Annotated in this window: 18 protein-coding genes; 11 read left to right on the top strand and 7 right to left on the bottom strand. The window is 68.7% G+C overall.

Annotated elements, in window-relative coordinates; genetic code table 11:
* The first annotated feature begins 95 nt into the window (after positions 1-95).
* Positions 96-1,391: a M24 family metallopeptidase gene (locus ITP53_RS02975; RefSeq protein WP_195893709.1), complete on the top strand. Its 1,296-nt coding sequence runs from the start codon at positions 96-98 to the stop codon at positions 1,389-1,391.
* On the opposite strand, the gene ITP53_RS02980 is transcribed toward ITP53_RS02975, so the two are convergent.
* Positions 1,373-2,086 carry a protein kinase domain-containing protein gene (locus tag ITP53_RS02980; protein ID WP_195893710.1) on the bottom strand — a complete coding sequence of 238 codons (714 nt, stop codon included), beginning with the start codon at positions 2,084-2,086 and terminating at the stop codon, positions 1,373-1,375. The two genes, ITP53_RS02975 and ITP53_RS02980, sit on opposite strands and share 19 nt — an antisense overlap.
* Before the next feature lie 882 nt (positions 2,087-2,968).
* Between ITP53_RS02980 and ITP53_RS02985 the strand changes: the two genes are divergently transcribed.
* The 5 genes from ITP53_RS02985 to ITP53_RS03005 all read left to right on the top strand — a co-directional run bounded on the left by ITP53_RS02985 (position 2,969) and on the right by ITP53_RS03005 (position 8,169).
* The gene (locus ITP53_RS02985) at positions 2,969-4,039 is read left to right on the top strand and encodes a cytochrome P450 (RefSeq protein WP_195893711.1); all 1,071 of its coding nucleotides are present in this window, start codon (positions 2,969-2,971) and stop codon (positions 4,037-4,039) included.
* A gap of 386 nt (positions 4,040-4,425) precedes the next feature.
* Positions 4,426-4,632, top strand: a complete 207-nt coding sequence (locus ITP53_RS02990; RefSeq protein WP_195893712.1) for a hypothetical protein — start codon at positions 4,426-4,428, stop codon at positions 4,630-4,632.
* A gap of 38 nt (positions 4,633-4,670) precedes the next feature.
* A complete protein-coding gene (locus tag ITP53_RS02995; RefSeq protein ID WP_195893713.1) occupies positions 4,671-5,951 on the top strand; it encodes an exo-beta-N-acetylmuramidase NamZ family protein in 1,281 nt (426 codons plus the stop codon).
* 2 nt (positions 5,952-5,953) lie between these two features.
* On the top strand, positions 5,954-7,675 hold the full coding sequence (locus tag ITP53_RS03000; protein WP_207755474.1) for a serine hydrolase: 1,722 nt from the start codon (positions 5,954-5,956) through the stop codon (positions 7,673-7,675).
* Between the two features lie 26 nt (positions 7,676-7,701).
* Positions 7,702-8,169 carry a cytochrome P450 family protein gene (locus ITP53_RS03005; protein WP_207755475.1) on the top strand — a complete coding sequence of 156 codons (468 nt, stop codon included), beginning with the start codon at positions 7,702-7,704 and terminating at the stop codon, positions 8,167-8,169.
* On the opposite strand, the gene ITP53_RS03010 is transcribed toward ITP53_RS03005, so the two are convergent.
* Entirely contained in the window at positions 8,052-8,798 is a 747-nt protein-coding gene (locus tag ITP53_RS03010) for a group II truncated hemoglobin (protein ID WP_236050379.1), read from the bottom strand. The genes ITP53_RS03005 and ITP53_RS03010 overlap by 118 nt on opposite strands.
* A gap of 88 nt (positions 8,799-8,886) precedes the next feature.
* The gene (locus ITP53_RS03015) at positions 8,887-9,957 is read right to left on the bottom strand and encodes an alkene reductase (RefSeq protein WP_207755476.1); all 1,071 of its coding nucleotides are present in this window, start codon (positions 9,955-9,957) and stop codon (positions 8,887-8,889) included.
* Between the two features lie 116 nt (positions 9,958-10,073).
* Between ITP53_RS03015 and ITP53_RS03020 the strand changes: the two genes are divergently transcribed.
* A complete protein-coding gene (locus ITP53_RS03020; RefSeq protein ID WP_195893716.1) occupies positions 10,074-10,451 on the top strand; it encodes a MerR family transcriptional regulator in 378 nt (125 codons plus the stop codon).
* A gap of 65 nt (positions 10,452-10,516) precedes the next feature.
* Here ITP53_RS03020 and ITP53_RS03025 read toward each other — a convergent pair whose 3' ends face one another.
* Positions 10,517-10,927: a helix-turn-helix domain-containing protein gene (locus ITP53_RS03025; protein ID WP_195893779.1), complete on the bottom strand. Its 411-nt coding sequence runs from the start codon at positions 10,925-10,927 to the stop codon at positions 10,517-10,519.
* A 178-nt stretch (positions 10,928-11,105) separates the two neighbouring features.
* Here ITP53_RS03025 and ITP53_RS03030 point away from each other — a divergent pair, with 178 nt between their 5' ends.
* Positions 11,106-12,029: a CHRD domain-containing protein gene (locus tag ITP53_RS03030; protein WP_195893717.1), complete on the top strand. Its 924-nt coding sequence runs from the start codon at positions 11,106-11,108 to the stop codon at positions 12,027-12,029.
* 30 nt (positions 12,030-12,059) lie between these two features.
* Here the strand turns inward: ITP53_RS03030 and ITP53_RS03035 are convergent, their stop codons facing one another.
* On the bottom strand, positions 12,060-12,695 hold the full coding sequence (locus tag ITP53_RS03035) for a TetR/AcrR family transcriptional regulator (RefSeq protein WP_195893718.1): 636 nt from the start codon (positions 12,693-12,695) through the stop codon (positions 12,060-12,062).
* A 96-nt stretch (positions 12,696-12,791) separates the two neighbouring features.
* Between ITP53_RS03035 and ITP53_RS03040 the strand changes: the two genes are divergently transcribed.
* Together ITP53_RS03040 and ITP53_RS03045 are read left to right on the top strand one after the other, a co-directional pair.
* The gene (locus ITP53_RS03040) at positions 12,792-14,153 is read left to right on the top strand and encodes a carotenoid oxygenase family protein (protein WP_195893719.1); all 1,362 of its coding nucleotides are present in this window, start codon (positions 12,792-12,794) and stop codon (positions 14,151-14,153) included.
* Positions 14,150-14,809, top strand: coding sequence for a DUF3159 domain-containing protein (locus tag ITP53_RS03045; RefSeq protein ID WP_195893720.1), 660 nt, complete (start codon positions 14,150-14,152; stop codon positions 14,807-14,809). The genes ITP53_RS03040 and ITP53_RS03045 overlap by 4 nt, the downstream gene beginning before the upstream one ends.
* Positions 14,810-14,914: 105 nt before the next feature.
* On the opposite strand, the gene ITP53_RS03050 is transcribed toward ITP53_RS03045, so the two are convergent.
* Positions 14,915-16,012 carry an enolase C-terminal domain-like protein gene (locus ITP53_RS03050; protein WP_195893721.1) on the bottom strand — a complete coding sequence of 366 codons (1,098 nt, stop codon included), beginning with the start codon at positions 16,010-16,012 and terminating at the stop codon, positions 14,915-14,917.
* Positions 16,013-16,088: 76 nt separating this feature from the next.
* Complete coding sequence (locus ITP53_RS03055) at positions 16,089-16,388, bottom strand: hypothetical protein (protein ID WP_195893722.1); 300 nt, start codon at positions 16,386-16,388, stop codon at positions 16,089-16,091.
* A 27-nt stretch (positions 16,389-16,415) separates the two neighbouring features.
* Here ITP53_RS03055 and ITP53_RS03060 point away from each other — a divergent pair, with 27 nt between their 5' ends.
* A complete protein-coding gene (locus tag ITP53_RS03060; protein ID WP_195893723.1) occupies positions 16,416-17,024 on the top strand; it encodes a TetR/AcrR family transcriptional regulator in 609 nt (202 codons plus the stop codon).
* The last annotated feature ends 138 nt before the right edge of the window (positions 17,025-17,162 follow it).

Below are 17,162 nucleotides of genomic sequence, written 5' to 3' on the forward strand. Positions count from 1 at the left end.
GCGCGGCCCGGAAGAGCATCACGTTCCGCTGACCTGGATCCCGACCGGTATCGATGGCCCCAACCCCGTTGATGGGAAACCTTGAGGAGAACGACATGAGTGATGTGGTGGTACCGACTTTCTCGATGGCCGAGCGTGATCGCCGATGGGATGTGGCGCGCGCGTTCATGGAGCGCGAGGGCCTCGACGCGCTGCTCGTCTTCGGAGAGCACGAAGACGCCGGCCCGGCGCCGTTCGCCTACGACACGTGGTTCACCAACGCCAGGGCAGGGACGACGGTCGTCTTTCCGCGAGACGGCGACCCGATCTCGCTGTTCCCCATGGAGATGTTCGCGATGGACCACCTCGAGTCCTCGCGCAGGGGGGACATCATGTGGATCGCGCCACAGAACATCCGATCGCGGCGCGACTCCCGCGCGATCGCGGAAACGCTCAACCAACTGGGCCTGGTCAACGGAACTGTCGGCGTCGTCGGCCTGGAGGTCTATCCACCGTGGCACCCCGAAGGCATCGTGCCCTACCGGCTCTGGGACAACATCCTGCGGGAGTTCCCCGGTGTTGAGTTCAAGCCGGTGGCCATGGCCCTGTCCCGGCTCATCATGCCGCTGAGCCCCGAGGAGATCGCCGTCGTACGCCACTCCGCGAGCATCGGCGACGCCATGGCGAAGGCCATGGTCGACGCCGCCGCCGCCGGTGTTTCCGAGAGCGAGGTGTACGCAGCCGGCATGTCCGCGGGATACGCGCGCGGAACGATTCCAGCGGCCATGCATTTCTGGTCGGGCCCCGACCCGCTCGCCTCAGGCCTGCCGCAGTGGGGCTACCGCCCGCAGGCCCCCCGCATCCTGCAGGACGGCGACATCATCTCCGCCGAGGTGTTCTGCAACTTCGGCGGACGCCACACACAGCACCAGGTCACGATCGCCGTAGGTGAGCCGCACGAGGACTTGCTGCGCGCCGCCGACGTCGCTCGCGCGGCGTACGACGCGGGCCTGCGAGCGCTGCGCCCCGGCCGGACGTTCGGCGACGTCGTCGACGCCATGCGCAAGCCGTTGGACGCGGCCGACGGCTGGGAGTTCGGCCCATCGATACACGCGCTGAACCCGGCGATCGCGCTCAGCGGCTTCCCCGCGGACGCCGGCCGTCGAATCGCCGGCGCGGAGGCCTACCCTCCCGAGCCCGACCACCCCACCATCAATGGCGGCATGGAACTCGAACCCGGAATGACCTTCGCCCTCGAGCCCAACTACGTCTTCGGACGACACTTGGCCTACATCGGCGGGACGGTCATCGTCGGCGAAGACCAACCGATCGAGCTCAATCCCTGGACAGCACATATCTTGCGAGCGGCGGGAACGGCTGCTTCCGCACCGAGTCAACCGATGCGGCGGTGAGGCTCCGCTGGCGGTGACTGCCTGGCGCCTGTTCTGCGTACGTTGGTGGAGTTCAGGACCACCTGGTGGATGACGGACGGCCCGGCCATACCGGCGACCATGAACGCGTACCAACTCGCGCTCCCGGCATCCTGGTCCGTCAGCCCCATGGCGGGAGCTCGCGGTTCGTCCACGTACAGGTCCCCGCCCGCGACAACGTAACGAGCGCGAGGTGCGTCGAAGGGGGTGATCCGCATCTGGAAGTCGTCCTCGTACGGGGAATCGCGGGTCAGGAGGCGGCCACTCGCCTCCGCGGAGACGGTGCTCTGCGTGAAGGCGCCGTGGAAGGAGAAGGTGGCGGCGGGGGTCGCGCTGAGCGCCAGGTCGAGGGCGGCGGCGAGCCCGTACAACCCGTCACCGCTGAGCGGTCCTTCGACGCCGACGTGCTCGTCCAGCGTGCGCCCGGCGATGTACTCCGTCGCCAGCCACGGCTGCCGGGCTTCGGCGTCGGCCGCGAGCATCCGTACGCAGCAGGCGCCCTGGACCCGGCGAAGCATCGCCACCTCGCGCCGGAACCGTACCCTGAACTCCTGGTTCGCGGCATGCATGTCGTGGATCAGCTTGACCGCGGCCCTCTGGCCGGCGGAGTCGACGCCCGCGTAGACGATCCCCATGCCGCCGGCCCCGAGCCGTCCGACGATCCGGTACGGCCCCACCTCCGCCGGATCCCCCTGCCGCGGGGCGGAGACACCTGGGGTGCTCGACGGGGCGGGCTCGGTCCACCACGGCGGCGGCGCCGGCCAGTGCGGCTCGGGACCAGCCCAGTCGGCGGGCGGCTCCCATCCCTCCGCGACGGTCCATCCGGGGGGGAGGATTGAAGGTCCAATGGGGATTGGGGCGAGGGGGGATACGCAAGAGGTCGTCCCACTTCGACTCGTTGACATGATCGCGAGAAGAGTATTCCAAAGTGAAGGATCAGCACGCGGCGACTTGCGCGGGTCGCTCCACCGTGCGGTGTGCGCAGCCGTTCCGGTTCCGAGTGGCGCTTCGCCGCCACGTGCCGGCGCACCTCCGCCTCGCACGCGGCCGAGCATGGCTGACCAGCGTCCGGCCGTCGCCGACGACAAACGTCGAGCAGAACAAAAAGTCGCCCCGCTCCGGCCAAAAGGAGGGAGATTTACAAGTGCGCACTCAACCGGCCGGATTTGCGTTGACGGCTGCGGGTATCCTGAGAATTCACGCAGAATGCCTGCACCATTTCTTGCAGGAGGTGAGCGCCATGACGGCAATCAAGAAGTTTCTGACGAAGCGGCGGGCCGCCCGGCTCAGGCCGTACCCGACCTGGACCTGAACAGGGCATGACCGGGAAGATGTCCGCACGCCGACCGCCGGGGCCGCGAAAAGGGGAGATCCCGGGAGCGGCGCCATTCGCGGCTGACAGGACGTCTTTCCTGGTCGCGGGCACGGCGCATTATGGCGATTTGTGGGCGATCCGTCCCCGCGTCTACGTCGTAGCGGGGGTGGAGTTGGCCAGAGAGGTATTTCGCCACACGGGAAACGGATTCGACCTTCTTGAGGGAGCGTTCGCGTCCCCTCCCGTGCAGCGCCGTGCCCGGCGACCGGCCGACGCCGACGACCGCTCCGCCACGGCCCTGGTGCGCGGGTTCCGTCACGCCGCGGTCTGTGAGCAGACCGGCATGCTGGCGGCCGAGGCCGCCGCCCTGGCCGCCACCTGGCCGCCGGACCAGGAGGTTGAGGTCCTCTCCCAGGTCAACGGCGCGGTTTCGCGCATGGGAGCCCGTTACTACTTCGGCCCCGACGCCGCAGCTCTGACGCACGCCGAAGCCGAGCTCGCCCGGCTGCGCACGGAGCTCACCCACAGGTACCTCCATCTACCGTCGTGGATGCCCTCACCATCGCGGACCCGCGTGTACCGCTGTCACAGGCGACTCGCCGGGCGCATTCGTGCCGTCATCGACCGGCGCCTGGACGAGGGCCGCCAGGAGCAGGACCTGCTCGCCGCCGCGATGCACGCGGCACAGGAGGACGACACCCGGCCGGGTGACCGAATCGCCTACGGCCTGGCCACCCTGATGGTGGCCGCCCAGGACATGCCCACACGGGCGTCCGGATGGATCATGATGGAGCTGGCGCGCGAGCCGGAGTGGGCCGACCGCATCGCCGCCGAGGCCATGAGCCTGCCGGAGGACCCGGCCAAGATCGACGCCGGACATCTCGCCCGGCTCCGGCTCACCGACGCGTTCGTCCGCGAGACGCTGCGCCTGCACCCGCCGACCTGGCTGGTCTCCCGCACCATCACGGCACCGGCCGAGCTCGGCGGCTATCAGCTGGTCCCCGGTGACCACCTCCTGCTCTCGCCGTACCTGCTGCACCACGACCGGCGCTACTTCACCGAACCGGACACCTTCCGGCCGGAGCGCTGGCTCAGACGGGAAACGGCCGACCACAACCCTGCCTACCTGCCCTTCGGCGCGGGGCCGCGCATGTGCCGAGGGGCGGCGCTGGCTTCGACCGAGCTGATCCTCATCACCGCGATGATGGCCCGCCACCACCGGCTCCGCGCTCCCGCGACCGCCCCTTACCAGCAGGACGCCGAAGGTGCGCTGACTCCCTCGGGTCTGCGCCTGACATGCCGCCGGCGCGACTGACCACCCAGCCCGGGTGCTCGGAAGGAGACCGGCCGCTCACCCCGCGGCACGACGTCGCCTGCGGGGCCGGACCAGCCTGACCCGGCGGGGCGGTGCGCGCAACGCACCTCCCGCCCGGTGACGGCGCTGGACGACAACGCCGAGCGCTACCCGGTCTTCTCTCCCCTGTGACATCTGCCCCGCCATCCGGCTTCGCGATGGCCTAGCCCGAGCACAGGCTCCCGAAAGGCGGGAAGGTCGCTTCTGCGCGTGGGACTTCAAGTCGGGCAAGCGGGTCAACGACGAGTCGAGGGTCACCGGGATCGGCGGCGCGCGAAATTTCCGCCAGGAAAGCGTTGACCGTCCATATGGATGAAAGTTACTTTCAAGGCGCCGGTCACCTTTGCATGAATTTTTTCGTCCATGCGAGGGGTTGGAGGACAGATGCGTCGTACGACATCACGGACTTCCCCAACGCTCCGACGTACCTCGCGACGTACTCGTGGGAGAAGCCGGCGATGGAGGCCACCGCACGGGTGCTGTTCGGCCAGACCGACCCCAAGGGCAAGCTGCCGGCGACGGCTCCATCCTCTACCCCTACGGACACAGCCTGAGTTACTGAACCCTCCCCCAGGACGGAGCAACACCTGATATGGGCCATTTCTTCTCCCGGCGGGCTCTGCTGTCCACCGCGGCCGTCACCGTGGCCGGGACAGGCGTGGGCATCTCCCCGCTCGACGACCGTCCATCGCGCAGGTTCAGGACCGGCGTCGAGGTCCTGATGGCCGATGACTACGAGCTTGTACGGGGCCAGAAGGTCGGCATCGTGACCAACCCCACCGGCATCCTGCCGGACCTCCGCCACGAGGTCGACGTGATGGCCGCCAGCGACAAGATCGATCTCGTCGCGGTGTTCGGTCCCGAGCACGGGTTCCGCGGCACGGCTCAGGCCGGCGGCTCCGAAGGTTTCTACGAGGACGAGCAGACCGGGCTGCCGGTCTACGACACGTACCTGAAGAGTGGCCAGGCGCTGGCCGACATCTTCACCGGGTCGGGCGTGGACACGATCATGTTCGACATCCAGGACGCGGGCGCCCGCTTCTACACCTACATCTGGACGCTGTTCGACTCCATGCAGGCCGCGGCGCTGGCCGGCAAGCGGTTCGTCGTCCTTGACCGGCCCAATCCGATGACCGGCCGCCGGGCCTACGGGCCCATCATGACGCCGCGGTTCTCCACGTTCATCGGCCGGGAGGCGATCTCCCAGGCACACGGCATGACCGTCGGCGAGCTGGCGAAGCTGTTCAACGCCGAGTTCCTGGACCAGCCGGTGGATCTCACGATCGTGGAGATGCGCGGCTGGAAGCGAGACCAGGCGTACGAGGACACCGGCCTGCCCTGGGTCCTGCCGTCGCCGAACATGCCGACCGTGGAAACCGCGATCGTCTACTCGGGCACCGGCATGTTCGAGGGCACCAACCTGTCGGAGGGACGCGGCACGACCCGGCCCTTCGAGCTCATCGGTGCCCCGTACGCCGACCACCGGTGGGCGGACGCGCTCAACGCGCTGGGCCTGCCCGGCGCCGGGTTCCGGCTGTCTTACTTCACGCCCACGTTCTCCAAGCACGTGAACACGCTGTGCGGCGGGGTGCAGCTGTACGTCACAGACCAGAAGGCATTCGACCCGGTCAAGACGGGCATCGCCATGCTCGTCACGGTGAAACAGCTCTATCCGGACGACTTCGCCTGGCGATACGACACCTCCGACCCGGCGCGGCCGTACTGGATCGACAAGATGACCGGCTCGACCCAGGTCCGGACCGACATCGACGCCGGGAAGGGCCCGGACGAGGTCGAGGCCGGCTGGGCCGGCGCGCTCAAGGAGTTCGCCGAGACGCGCGCGAAGTACCTGATCTACCGCGGAGGTAACTAGTGGTGCGCGCTCTGCCCGTCCTGGTCGCTGTGGCGCTCACCGTGACGACCCCTCTGCCCGCGGCGGCGGCTGTCGCGGGACCGCCGACCGTCACCGCCGCAGACGTGCGGTTCGCCGACAAGAAACTGCGGTACGGCGACGCCCGCAAGGCGGGCCTGGTCTCCGAGTACGTGGATCGGATCGCGCCCGACGCCGCCGGGTTCATGCAGCCGTCGCCGTCGCGGCCGCTCTACCCGGGCGCGGTCGTGATCGCGGGGCGGGACGGCGTGATCGCGACCCACGAGGCGATGGGGAAGGCGGTGCGCTACGCCGACTCCACGCCCACCGAGCTGCCGCCGGACCAGCAGATCGAGATGCGCAAGGACACGATCTTCGACATGGCGTCGGTGTCCAAGCTGTTCACCTCGATCGTGGCCGTGCGGCAGATCGAGCAGGGCCGGATCGCGCTCGACAACCCGGTGACCGCGTACATCCCGGAGTTCGCCGCGAACGGCAAAGGTGGGATCACGGTCCGGGACCTGCTGACCCACACGTCGGGGCTGCCGGCGTGGATACCGCTGTACACCTCCCCGACCGTTGAGGAACGGTACGCCGCGGTCTGGAACGTCGCACCGACGAACCCGCCGGACACGATCTACCGATACTCCGACCTCAACCTGATCACGCTCGGGGTGATCGTGGAGCGGGTGACCGGCAGGCGGCTCGACGCGGTCGTCGCGGAGGACCTGACCGGGCCGCTCGGGATGCGCGACACCGGCTACAACCCCGACCCGGCACTCAAACCGCGGATCGCCGCCACCGAGTACCAAACCACCACGGAGCCCGACCGCGGCATGATCTGGGGCCAGGTGCACGACGAGAACGCCTGGGCACTCGGCGGGGTCGCGGGCCACGCCGGGGTCTTCTCCACGGCGTACGACATGGCGATCCTGGCCCAGACGCTGCTCAACGGCGGTCACCACGGCCGGGCGCGCATCCTGTCGGAGGACTCGGTGCGGCTGCTGCTGACGAACTTCAACACCGCCTTCCCCGGCAACTCGCACGGCCTCGGCTTCGAACTCGACCAGATGTGGTACATGGAAGGGCTCTCCTCGCCGGTGACCGGCGGGCACACCGGCTACACCGGGACGTCGTTCGTCATCGACCCGCTGTCCGGCTCGTTCGTGATCCTGCTGACCAACCGGGTGCACCCCAGCCGGGACTGGGGCTCCAACAACCCGGCCCGCCGGGCGGTCGCCCGCGACCTGGCGATGGCCATTCCGGTACGGCCGGCCCAGGGACGGGACGCGTGGTTCTCCGAAGTCGGGGACGACCGGACGGCGACGCTCACGCTGCCGGTCGGCGCGCCGCGGGGCGGGCGGCTCTCCTTCGCCCTGTGGTACGACACGGAGGCGGACTCCGACATCGGGTCCCTCGAGGCCAGCGCCGACGGCGGCGCCACCTGGAACCCCTTGCCGATGGAGCTGAGCGCCGGTCCGCACCGCTGGTCGTCGGACGGCACGTTCTCGGGTTTCCAGGGCCGCCAGTGGCTGCGTGCGGAGGCACACCTTCCTGCCGGGACCACCGGGCTGCGGTGGCGCTACGTGAGCGACCCGCTCTACCAGGGCCGCGGCGTGTACGTGGACAAGGTGCGGATCAGCGGTCCTGGGCTTCACTTCGAGGACCAGAACCCGCACGACGCCGCCCTGTTCGTCGCCGACGGCTGGACCCGATCCACCCATTGAGCCGGCCCGGGGTAGGGTGGCTGGCCATGCGATCCGCGGCTCCCGACGGTCCTGCCATCGACCCCGCCCTGCTCATCACCGATCCGCATGCCGCCTACGACCGGCTGCGGGACGCCGGGCCCGTACACCGGATCCAGGGTCCCGTCGGCTCGCCCGCCTGGCTGTTCACCCACCACGACGACGTCCGCCGGTTGCTGGCCGACCCGCGACTGTCCCTGGACAAGCGCAACGCGAGTCCCGGGAACTATCGCGGGTTCGCCCTCCCGCCGGCGCTGGACGCGAACCTGCTCAACATGGACCCGCCCGACCACACCCGGCTGCGCCGCCTGGTCACGAAGGCGTTCACCGCCCGGCGTAGCTGCTCCCCGAGCCGGGATCAAGGCTGGTACGGCGGGGCGACGCCCCAGCCCCAGCGCGGCACCGGCGCCTCGGTGGGCGGGGTGGCGCCGGGCGCGGAGTTCTGCACCGCGAGGCGGGTGCCCCACTCGATGTAGCTCGCGAAAGCGGCCCGGAACTCGGGGTCGCCGGGCAGCCCCACCTCGTCGGCGGCGTCCATCAGCAGGCTCACCCACCGGCGCCGCTGCTCCTCCCTGATGTGCTTGCCGACGTGCTGGGCGAGCATGTGCGGGTATCCGCCTCGCTCGCGGGTGTAGCGGTCGGGCCCGCCGAACACCTCGCTCAGCCACATGGCCACGAACCCGGGGTGCCGCGCGTTCATGTGGGCGAAGATCGGGGCGAGCAGGTCGTCCTTGAGCACGTGGCCGTAGAACACCTCGGTGAGCCGCTCGAACGCCTCGGCTCCGCCCGCCCACTCGTAGAGCGTGGTCTCGGTCTTGGCGATCACCTGCTCGTAGTGGCGCATCTCCTCAATGTTCGCGACATACGGCTTGATCTCGGCGAAGAACTCCCGGAACCTCTCACTGTTCCTGAACCCCTCCGTGTGATCCCGCGCCGACGTCCACTCGATGCGCAGGATGTAGCACTCCGGCTCGTCGGTGCTCCTCGACAGCTCGAAGTCCAGACATTCCGGCGCGGCGCCGAGCGGTACCACGGCCCGCCGGTACGCGTCCTCGAACTGCTGTGTGTCGGGCACTCGGTAGCGTATGTACTCGATGATCATCATCGCCTCCGTAATGATGTAATCATCAGTGTCTTGATCACGGCAACTTCTCGCGAAAACCACGCTCGTCGACAACATCACAAGCCACGCATCAGGCCGTGTACTGATACGTCGGGTAGGTCAGATAACCCGCGTCACCGCCCTGGTAGTACGTGGCCTCCTCGACGGGAGCGATCGGGAGTCCGTTACGCAGTCGTTCGACCAGGTCGGGGTTGGCGAGGAAAGCGCGTCCGAAGCTGATGAGGTCGGCCCCCAGCCCGAGCCAGTGATCGGCGTCGGCCCGCCCGGTCTGCTTGGGTCCCATCCCAGGCACCGGGTTCATGATGAGGGTGCGGGGCCATGCGCGGCGCAGGCCGGCCAGCGTCTCTTCGTCGGTGGTGGCTTCGAGATGGACGTAGGCCACCCCCAGGCGGGCCAGTTCGGTCAGCAGCGCGGTGTAGAGCTCGGGAACATCGCTCTCCTCCACGCCCCAGAACGTCCCGCCCGGGGAGAGGCGGATGCCGGTCCTGGGCCCGCCGACGGCCTCGACGGTTGCGGATACCGCCTCCACGGCGAAACGGATCCGATTGCTCACCGAACCTCCGTAGAGGTCCGTGCGCAGGTTGGCGTTGGAAGAGAGGAACTGCGAGATCAGGTAACCATTGGCACCGTGCAGTTCCACGCCGTCGAAGCCGGCGTCGATGGCACGGCGGGCGGCATGGGCGTATGCCTGGGCGTGCTCAGGCACTTCGGCGGTGTCCAGGGCACGCGGGGTCGGCGCGGGCTTGGGTCCGGTCGGGGTGAACACCTCGCCGACGGCGGGGACGGCAGAAGGCCCGATCGGCCGCATACCGGTGGTGTCGGGGTGCGAGACCCGTCCGCCGTGCATGAGCTGGGCGAAGATCCGGCCGCCGTTGGCGTGCACGGCATCGGTCACCGGGCGCCACGCGGTGACGTGCTCATCGGTATGCAGTCCCGGCGTACCCGGATTGGACTGTCCGATCAAGCTCGGCTGCACGCCCTCGGTCACGATCAGCCCGGCCGTCGCTCGCTGGGCGTAGTACGTCGCCATCGACGGCGTCGCCAGACCGCCGGCGGCGGCCCGGACCCGCGTCATCGGGGCCATCACCACCCGGTTGGGCAGCGTCAGGTCGCCGAGCTGATAGCCATTGAAAAGGGTCATCACGCAAGGACTCCTCGTTCCGTGGTGCCCGGATCTCGGGCACGACGGTTAGGCTAGAACCTCACATCCATGTCAGAGGCAAGATGTGTGCCGCAGATCACAGCCAGGAGGACGATGTGCGCATAGGGGAGCTCGCGTCTCGGACCGGAGTCAGCGTCCGGTCCCTGCGCTATTACGAAGAGCAGGGACTGCTCACCAGCATCCGCAGCTCCAGCGGGCAGCGGCATTACACGGACGACGAGGTCGGACGGGTCATGTTCATCCAACGGCTGTACGCCGCAGGTCTGTCCAGCCGCACCATCGTCGAACTGCTGCCTTGCGTCGACAAGCCCAGCACGGAGAATTCCGACGCCGCGCTGGAGCGGATGGCGCAGGAGCGCGACCGGCTCTCCGAGCACATCACCGACCTCATACGCACGCGGGACGCACTCGATGGGCTGATGGCCACGAATCGAGCACATCGAGCGAGTCTGCGGACACCAGTGGCCGGCTGAACGGGCCCAGCCTTCGCCGATGGATCGCTGCGGGGTGGCACGACGGAGAAGCGGCGGACTCTCTGTCAGATCACGCATACGTCCTCGTGCAGGTTCTGGAGCTCGGCGGCGCTCTCTACCATGCGCCGGTAGTCGGGGCACTGGGTGAAGTCGTCCGCGGTGCACTCCATGAGGTGCTCGATCAGCCTCTTGGAGGCCGATATCTCCGCAAGCCGCCGTTCCAGTTCCGTGTGCTGCTGCCGCAGGAGTGCCCGGCGCTCGGACTGGCCGGCGGCGTCGAGCACCTCGCGGATCTGCTCCAGGCTCATCCCTCCTGCCTTGGCGCGGATGATGGTCATGACCCGGATGACGTGGTCGCGGGTGTAGCGACGGCGGCCGTTGACCCTGGCGGCCGGGGTCAGCAGACCCATCGACTCCCAGTGGCGCAGCACGTGCGGCGCGAGATCGAACCGCTCGGCGAGTTCCCCGATACGCATCGAGTCGCTTGACTTCATGTTGACATTAACTTGCAGACTTGCCCCCATGTCAAGCATCGACAGTGGTCAGTGCGCATTTGTACGTGTTGGTGCAGGAGGGTTCCCGACAGTCTCTTCGGTGTCAGCTTCCGGCCGTGACCCGACGGCCCCTCCGCCAGCACACCCCAAGAGGTTCACCATGAACAAGCGCGTCCTCGCCCTTCCCGGTACCGTCCTCGCCGCCGGCCTGCTCGCCGGCGCCCTCGCGCCCGGTGCCGCCCAGGCGGACGCCTCGCCGTACTCCGCCCCCGTCTACTTCGCGGCCAAGCTCGTCGGCAAGAACGAGGTGCCCGTCAAGGGCGGCCCCAAGGTGGGCGACAAGGACGGCAGCGCCTTCGCGGTCTTCGTCATCGACCGCGACGAGGTGTCGTACGCGATCCGCTGGGACCGCACGGCCACGCCGTCGATGTTCCACATCCACCAGGGCAAGAAGGGCAGGAACGGGGACGTCAAGATCGGCTTCTTCATGGACGGCCTGCCGAAGGGCACCAGCGCCGTGTCCGGCACCGTGCAGGTCACCGACAAGGACCTGCTGGCCGGCATCAAGAACAAGCCGGCCAACTGGTACGCCAACCTGCACACCGGCGAGTTCCCCGGCGGCGCGGTGCGGGCGCAGCTGTACCGGATCCGGCCGGTGAACCTGGCCTCGGTGCTCGCGATCGGCAACGGCAGCCGGTTCCATGTGAAGGCCGACGGCAAGCAGGAGGTTCCGGCTCCGGGCCAGAAGGTCGGTGACAAGAACGGCTTCGCCGAGTGGCTGTTCGACGTCAAGGGCGGCAAGATCGAGTATGCGACGCTGTTCCACGGCATCGCCGCGCCGACCCTGGCCCACATCCACAGCGGCGCCAAGGGCAAGAACGGCCCGGTGGCCGTGGACCTGTTCGCCGACGCCAACGGCCTGCCCAAGGGCGTCAACGGCCTGGCCGGCACCGCGCCGATCAAGAAGGACACCGCCAAGGGCATCTCGAAGAACCCGAAGAACTGGTACGCCAACCTGCACACCGGCCAGTTCCCCGGCGGCGCGGTCCGCGGCCAGCTCTACTCCGCCGGCGGCGCCTGGTAGCCCGACAGCACGAAAACGGCCCTTCGGCTGTCACGGCACAGGACGCCGGTGGTCGCGCATCGCCAGGTCCACGGAACGCCGGGCCGCCTCGGGGTCGTCGCCGTAACCGATGAACAGGCGCTGCGACATGTCCGCGAAGTGGAGCGGGACGTGCTCGGCGGGCAGCAGCCCGGCGATGGCGAGGCTCACCATGCCGTGTCTCATGGTCCACAATTGGACGGCCCACCCCAGCGACGTCATCGGCTCGCCCTGATGGAACCGCCCGGCCTCGACACATCGGCGGACCGTGTCGACCAGCCGCTGGAAGGTGTCGTCCCCGACGCCTGGCCCCTCCTGGCGTTCGAGGAACATCGCCCGGTAGAGATGCGGGTTGGCCAGCCCGTTGGCGAGGTAGGCGGCGCCGCCGGCGGCGAGGTTGGCCACCGGGTCCGCCAGGTCGGGAGTGGCGTCGAGGCGCGCGACGAGCCGGGCGAAGCCCTCTCTGCGTACCGCGTGCCACACCTCGTCCATGCCGCCGAAGTAGGTGTAGACGGCCATCGTGGACGTGCCTGCCTCATTGGCGAGGCGCCGGGTGGTCAGGGCCTTCGGGCCTTCTTCGGCGAGGACACGCGCGGCGGCCTCGATGAGTCCGGTGCGGACGGCAGGGTCGGGAGGCTTGGGGCTCATGGTTGACATTATGCCATAACGTTGTTACACAACAATGTTATACAACCTGAATCGGCCGGCGTGCTCTCAGCGGGCCGACCACCTGAGAGGACGAGCATGCCTCCGAAGAACGCCTCCGCCCCGGTCACCGAGGAGGTGACCGCGTACGACCTCCCGGTCAGCGGCACCCTTCCCGCCGGGCTGAACGGACGCTACCTACGCAACGGGCCGAACGCGCTGGGACTCGACGATCCCGGCGCGAGCTCCCTCTTCCTCGGCACCGGAATGGTGCACGGAGTCCGCCTGCGGGACGGGCGAGCCGAGTGGTACCGCAACCGCTGGGTGCGCTCGGCCATGGTGTCCCAGGCACTCGGTGAGCAGCCGCGGCCAGGGCCGGTCTTCGAGGGGATGGACTTCGCGTCCAACACCCATGTGATCGGCCACGCCGGCCGGACGTTGGCGCTGGTGGAGTCGGGGCCCCGGCCGTACGAGCTCACCGACGATCTGGAGACGGTCGGCCCATTCGACTTCGGCGGCACGCTGCCGACGGGCTACGCGGCGCACACCAAGCTCGACCCGCGCACGGGAGAACTGCACGCGATCACGTACCGCTGGGGGCGGCCTGACGTGGTCGAGCACGTCGTCGTCGGTGCGGACGGCCAGGTGTCCTCGGTGCGAGAGGTGCCGGTGACCGGCGGGCCGATGATGCACGACTTCGCGCTCACCGAGAAGTACGTGATCCTCTACGACCTGCCGGTCATCGCGATCACGGACGCCGCCGCGGGCGGGGCGACGGTCCCGTACGCGTGGGACGAGGCACACGGGGCGCGCCTCGGGCTGCTGCCGCGCGACGGCTCCGGGGTTCGCTGGCTGGACATCGAGCCCTGCTGGATCTACCACACCCTCAACGCGTACGACGACGGCGACCGCGTCGTGATCGACGTGGTCCGTTATCCCCAGGCGTTCGACATGGCCAGGTTCGAGGGGACCGACACCCCCACGCTCGACCGGTTCACCGTGGACGTCACCGGCGGCAAGGTCGCCGAACAGCGGCTGCACGACCGTGCCCAGGAGTTCCCGCGGGTGGACGAGCGCGTGGTGAGCGCGCCGCACCGCTACGGTTACACCGCCGTGAGCGGGACCGTGCCTCCCGACGTCGAGGACCCTCAGGACCTGGACGACGACGCCTTCGGCAACGTGCTGCTCAAGCACGATCTCGTGCGTGGCGCCGTGGAGACGCACAAATTCGGCCGTGACGCCGCGGTCGGCGAGGCGGTGTTCGTGCCGTCGGCGGCCGGCGCGGCGGAGGACGACGGGTATGTGATGGCCTTCGTGCACGACCCGGACCGGGGCGCGAGCGACCTGGTGATCCTGGCCGCCCAGGACTTCACCGGCACCCCGATCGCCACCGTCCACCTGCCGGTACGGGTGCCGCTGGGCTTCCACGGCAGCTGGATCCCCAGTACGGACCTGTCATGATCGGCTCCCCTCCCACCGACTCCCCCGCCGGGCAGGGAAAACGGCGGATGCCCACGGCGTGGGAGCAGACGGGTGGTCTGGCCGGGCTGTTCTACTCCTCCTTCCCGGTCATGGTGTTCGTCGGCGGCAACGCGATGTTCGGACTGCAGGCAGGCATCTGGAGCGCGGTGGGCACCGCGATCGCGTTCATCCTGCTGCGGGTGGTCCGTAAGGAGCCGCTGGGGCCTGCCTTGTCCGGCTTCATCGGCATCGCCATCTCCTCGTTCATCGCCTACCGCTCAGGTTCGGCGAGCGGATTCTTCCTGTTCGGCATCTGGTTCAGCCTGGCCTGCTTCGCCGTACTGGTGTTCTCGATCCTGATTCGCAGGCCGCTCGCAGGAGTGGCCTGGAGCGTGCTGAACCGTGTGCCGTTGGAGTGGACGAAGGACAGGCCGTCCCGCTTCGGCTACGACGTGGCCACGGCCGTGCTCGCCGCGGTGTTCGCCGCGAGGTACGTGGTGCAGCGCTGGCTGTACGAGGAGGACTACACCGGCTGGCTGGCGGTCGCGAAGATCACCATGGGCTATCCGCTGCTGGCACTCGCCCTGCTCACCACGGTATGGGCGGTACGCCGTTCCGACCGCCGCCTCAAGCGGCTGAAGGAGACGGCCGAATAGGTCCGCGCTTCATGCCATGCCCGCTTCATGCCATGCCCGCTTCATGCCATGCCCGCTTCATGCCATGCCCGCTTCATGCCATGCCCGCTTCATGCCATGCCCGCTTCATGACACCCGATGAGGCTCGGCAGCCTGCTCGCGGAACAGCAGGCCATGTCCTGGAGCATCGGACCGTGCTTCGGCCAGCCCGCCCGTGGGATCGGCGGCGCCGTCGAACATCCCGGCCTCGATGCGCTGGTGATCGTGGAACCACTCGATGTGCCGCAGGTTGACGGTGGCGGCGGCGGCCGGCAGGTGAAGGTTGGGGGCGCAGTGCGCCGACACCGGGAGGTTGTGGCCGGCGGCCACGGCGGAGGCGGCGAACCATCCTGTGTATCCGCCGCAGCGGGTCGCGTCGATCTGCAGGCAGTCGACGGACCGGGCCTGGCACATGCGGGTGAAGTACGACAGGTCGCAACCGTACTCTCCGGCCGCCACGTCAGCCTCGACGCTTTCCCGTACCAGACGCAGCCCGTGCAGATCGTCCGAGGAGACCGGCTCCTCGAACCAGGTCACCCCGTGCTCGCGCATGCACTGCGCCTGGCGGATCGCCTGCTTGGCGGTGTTGCCGCCGTTGGCGTCGACGTACAGCTCGACCTGGTCACCGATCACGCGGCGGGCCAGCGCGACCCGGCGCAGGTCACGTTCGGGCGCGCTTCCCGAGGACTCACCGATCTTGATCTTGACCCGGGGAATCCGCTGTTCGTGCACCCAGTGCTCGAGTTGGGCAGTGGTAGCGGAGTCGTCGTAGGTGGTGAAACCGCCCGAGCCGTACACCGGCACCCGCCTGCGGGCCCGGCCGAACAGGTGGGTCAGCGGCACGCCGAGCAGGCGCGCCTTGAGGTCCCACAGCGCCACGTCGAGAGCCGAGATGGCGTAACCGGCCACACCAGGGCGTCCGGCATTGCGCACCCTACGATTCAGCGCGGCGAACAGGGCTGGAATGTCCATCGCGTCGGCTCCGGCGAGCGTGCCGGCGAGATCCTCGTCGATGAAGGATGCCGCCGCGGCGGGCGCGTACGTCCAGCCGGTGCCCGTCGTTCCGGCCGCCGTGACGGTGGCCACCACCATCGTGGTCGCATTCCAGGCGAGCGTGCCGTCACCTTCTGGCTGGTCGGTCGGAAAGCGGTAGGCCACAGCCGCAGCGTGATCGATTGTGCTCATGGCGCCCCACCCTCACGAATGGACCTTTCGCTACCCATGCCCTCGTGGACGAGAGCCATGTGAAAAGGCCACGCGCTCAGTCGAGTGTGGCTATCGCGGCCCGTAGTTCGTCGAGCGTCCGGCGGGCGAGGTCAGCGAGCGTCCGCTGTTCGGCCGGATCGGACCAGAGGTCGAAGGCGTCGTCGAAGGCGCGGACGCCGAGTTCGGCGGCGGGGCGTGCGGTCGGATCCGGCACGCCGCGCTCGCGGAGTGCGTCGGTCATGGCTCCTGCGAGGCAGGTGTGCTTGAACGCGGCGCGCTCCTGCAGTTCGCTGTTGCCGGCGATGACGGTGAGGAGCCGGCCGCGTGGTAGGAGCCCGGTTAAGCTGTAGTCCAATATCCGATCTGGCCATAGGTGGATGTCGTGGCTGTTGCCTTTACCGACGAGGAGCGGGCGCGCATCACCGCCGGCTTGCTCGATGCCGCCGAGCGGCTGTATGCCTCCCAAGGGCTGAAGAAGACCTCGCTGGAGGAACTGGTGGCGCCGGCCGGAATCTCAAAAGCGAGCTTCTACGCCTTCTTCGACTCCAAAGAGACGCTCTACAAGGAGGTCATGATCCGCAGGGCCCCTCTCATCGCGCGGCAACACGGCACGGTGTTCCGGCGCCCGCCGAGCGTGGAGTCCCTCGCGGAGGTGATGCGGCGGGTGACGACCGTGCTGACCACCGACCCGTTCTACCGGCGGCTGTTCACCCACCCCGACGAACTCCAGGCGGTGGCCCGGCGGATCGGCGCGGAGGAGATCGCCCACGTCACGCCGTACGTCATCACACCGCTGCTGGAGTACATCGCCAAAGGGCAGGCCGACGGCGTGATCACCAGCGAGGTCGAGCCCGAAGTCGTGATGGGCGTGATGCGCACCATCGGGCTGATCGTCATGAACCGGCACCTGTACGGCGACACCTACGACGACGTACTCGACGCGACGATCAACGCCCTCGCCCGCGGCCTGACCACATCGAACGAGGACTGATTCCGGGCCCCGATCCGCAGATGCCGTCCGCCCGACCGGATGAGGTTGGACGCCCCATGCGGCCACGCACGGGAATCGACCCCCGCCCGGACAGTCCGGATGTCGAGGCCACACTCCTTGGCTACGCGAGGAGGCATG

The organism is Nonomuraea cypriaca (genome assembly GCF_015645445.1).
Taxonomy (GTDB): Bacteria; Actinomycetota; Actinomycetes; order Streptosporangiales; family Streptosporangiaceae; genus Nonomuraea; species Nonomuraea cypriaca.

What these genes read in the sequence shown, in the direction of transcription:
- ITP53_RS02975 (WP_195893709.1), top strand. Translation starts at nt 96, where the DNA reads ATGAGTGATGTGGTGGTACCGACTTTCTCGATGGCCGAGCGTGATCGC.
- ITP53_RS02990 (WP_195893712.1), top strand. Translation starts at nt 4,426, where the DNA reads ATGAATTTTTTCGTCCATGCGAGGGGTTGGAGGACAGATGCGTCGTAC.
- ITP53_RS02995 (WP_195893713.1), top strand. Translation starts at nt 4,671, where the DNA reads ATGGGCCATTTCTTCTCCCGGCGGGCTCTGCTGTCCACCGCGGCCGTC.
- ITP53_RS03005 (WP_207755475.1), top strand. Translation starts at nt 7,702, where the DNA reads ATGCGATCCGCGGCTCCCGACGGTCCTGCCATCGACCCCGCCCTGCTC.
- ITP53_RS03010 (WP_236050379.1), bottom strand. Translation starts at nt 8,798, where the DNA reads ATGATGATCATCGAGTACATACGCTACCGAGTGCCCGACACACAGCAG.
- ITP53_RS03015 (WP_207755476.1), bottom strand. Translation starts at nt 9,957, where the DNA reads ATGACCCTTTTCAATGGCTATCAGCTCGGCGACCTGACGCTGCCCAAC.
- ITP53_RS03025 (WP_195893779.1), bottom strand. Translation starts at nt 10,927, where the DNA reads ATGCGTATCGGGGAACTCGCCGAGCGGTTCGATCTCGCGCCGCACGTG.
- ITP53_RS03030 (WP_195893717.1), top strand. Translation starts at nt 11,106, where the DNA reads ATGAACAAGCGCGTCCTCGCCCTTCCCGGTACCGTCCTCGCCGCCGGC.
- ITP53_RS03035 (WP_195893718.1), bottom strand. Translation starts at nt 12,695, where the DNA reads ATGAGCCCCAAGCCTCCCGACCCTGCCGTCCGCACCGGACTCATCGAG.
- ITP53_RS03040 (WP_195893719.1), top strand. Translation starts at nt 12,792, where the DNA reads ATGCCTCCGAAGAACGCCTCCGCCCCGGTCACCGAGGAGGTGACCGCG.
- ITP53_RS03045 (WP_195893720.1), top strand. Translation starts at nt 14,150, where the DNA reads ATGATCGGCTCCCCTCCCACCGACTCCCCCGCCGGGCAGGGAAAACGG.
- ITP53_RS03050 (WP_195893721.1), bottom strand. Translation starts at nt 16,012, where the DNA reads ATGAGCACAATCGATCACGCTGCGGCTGTGGCCTACCGCTTTCCGACC.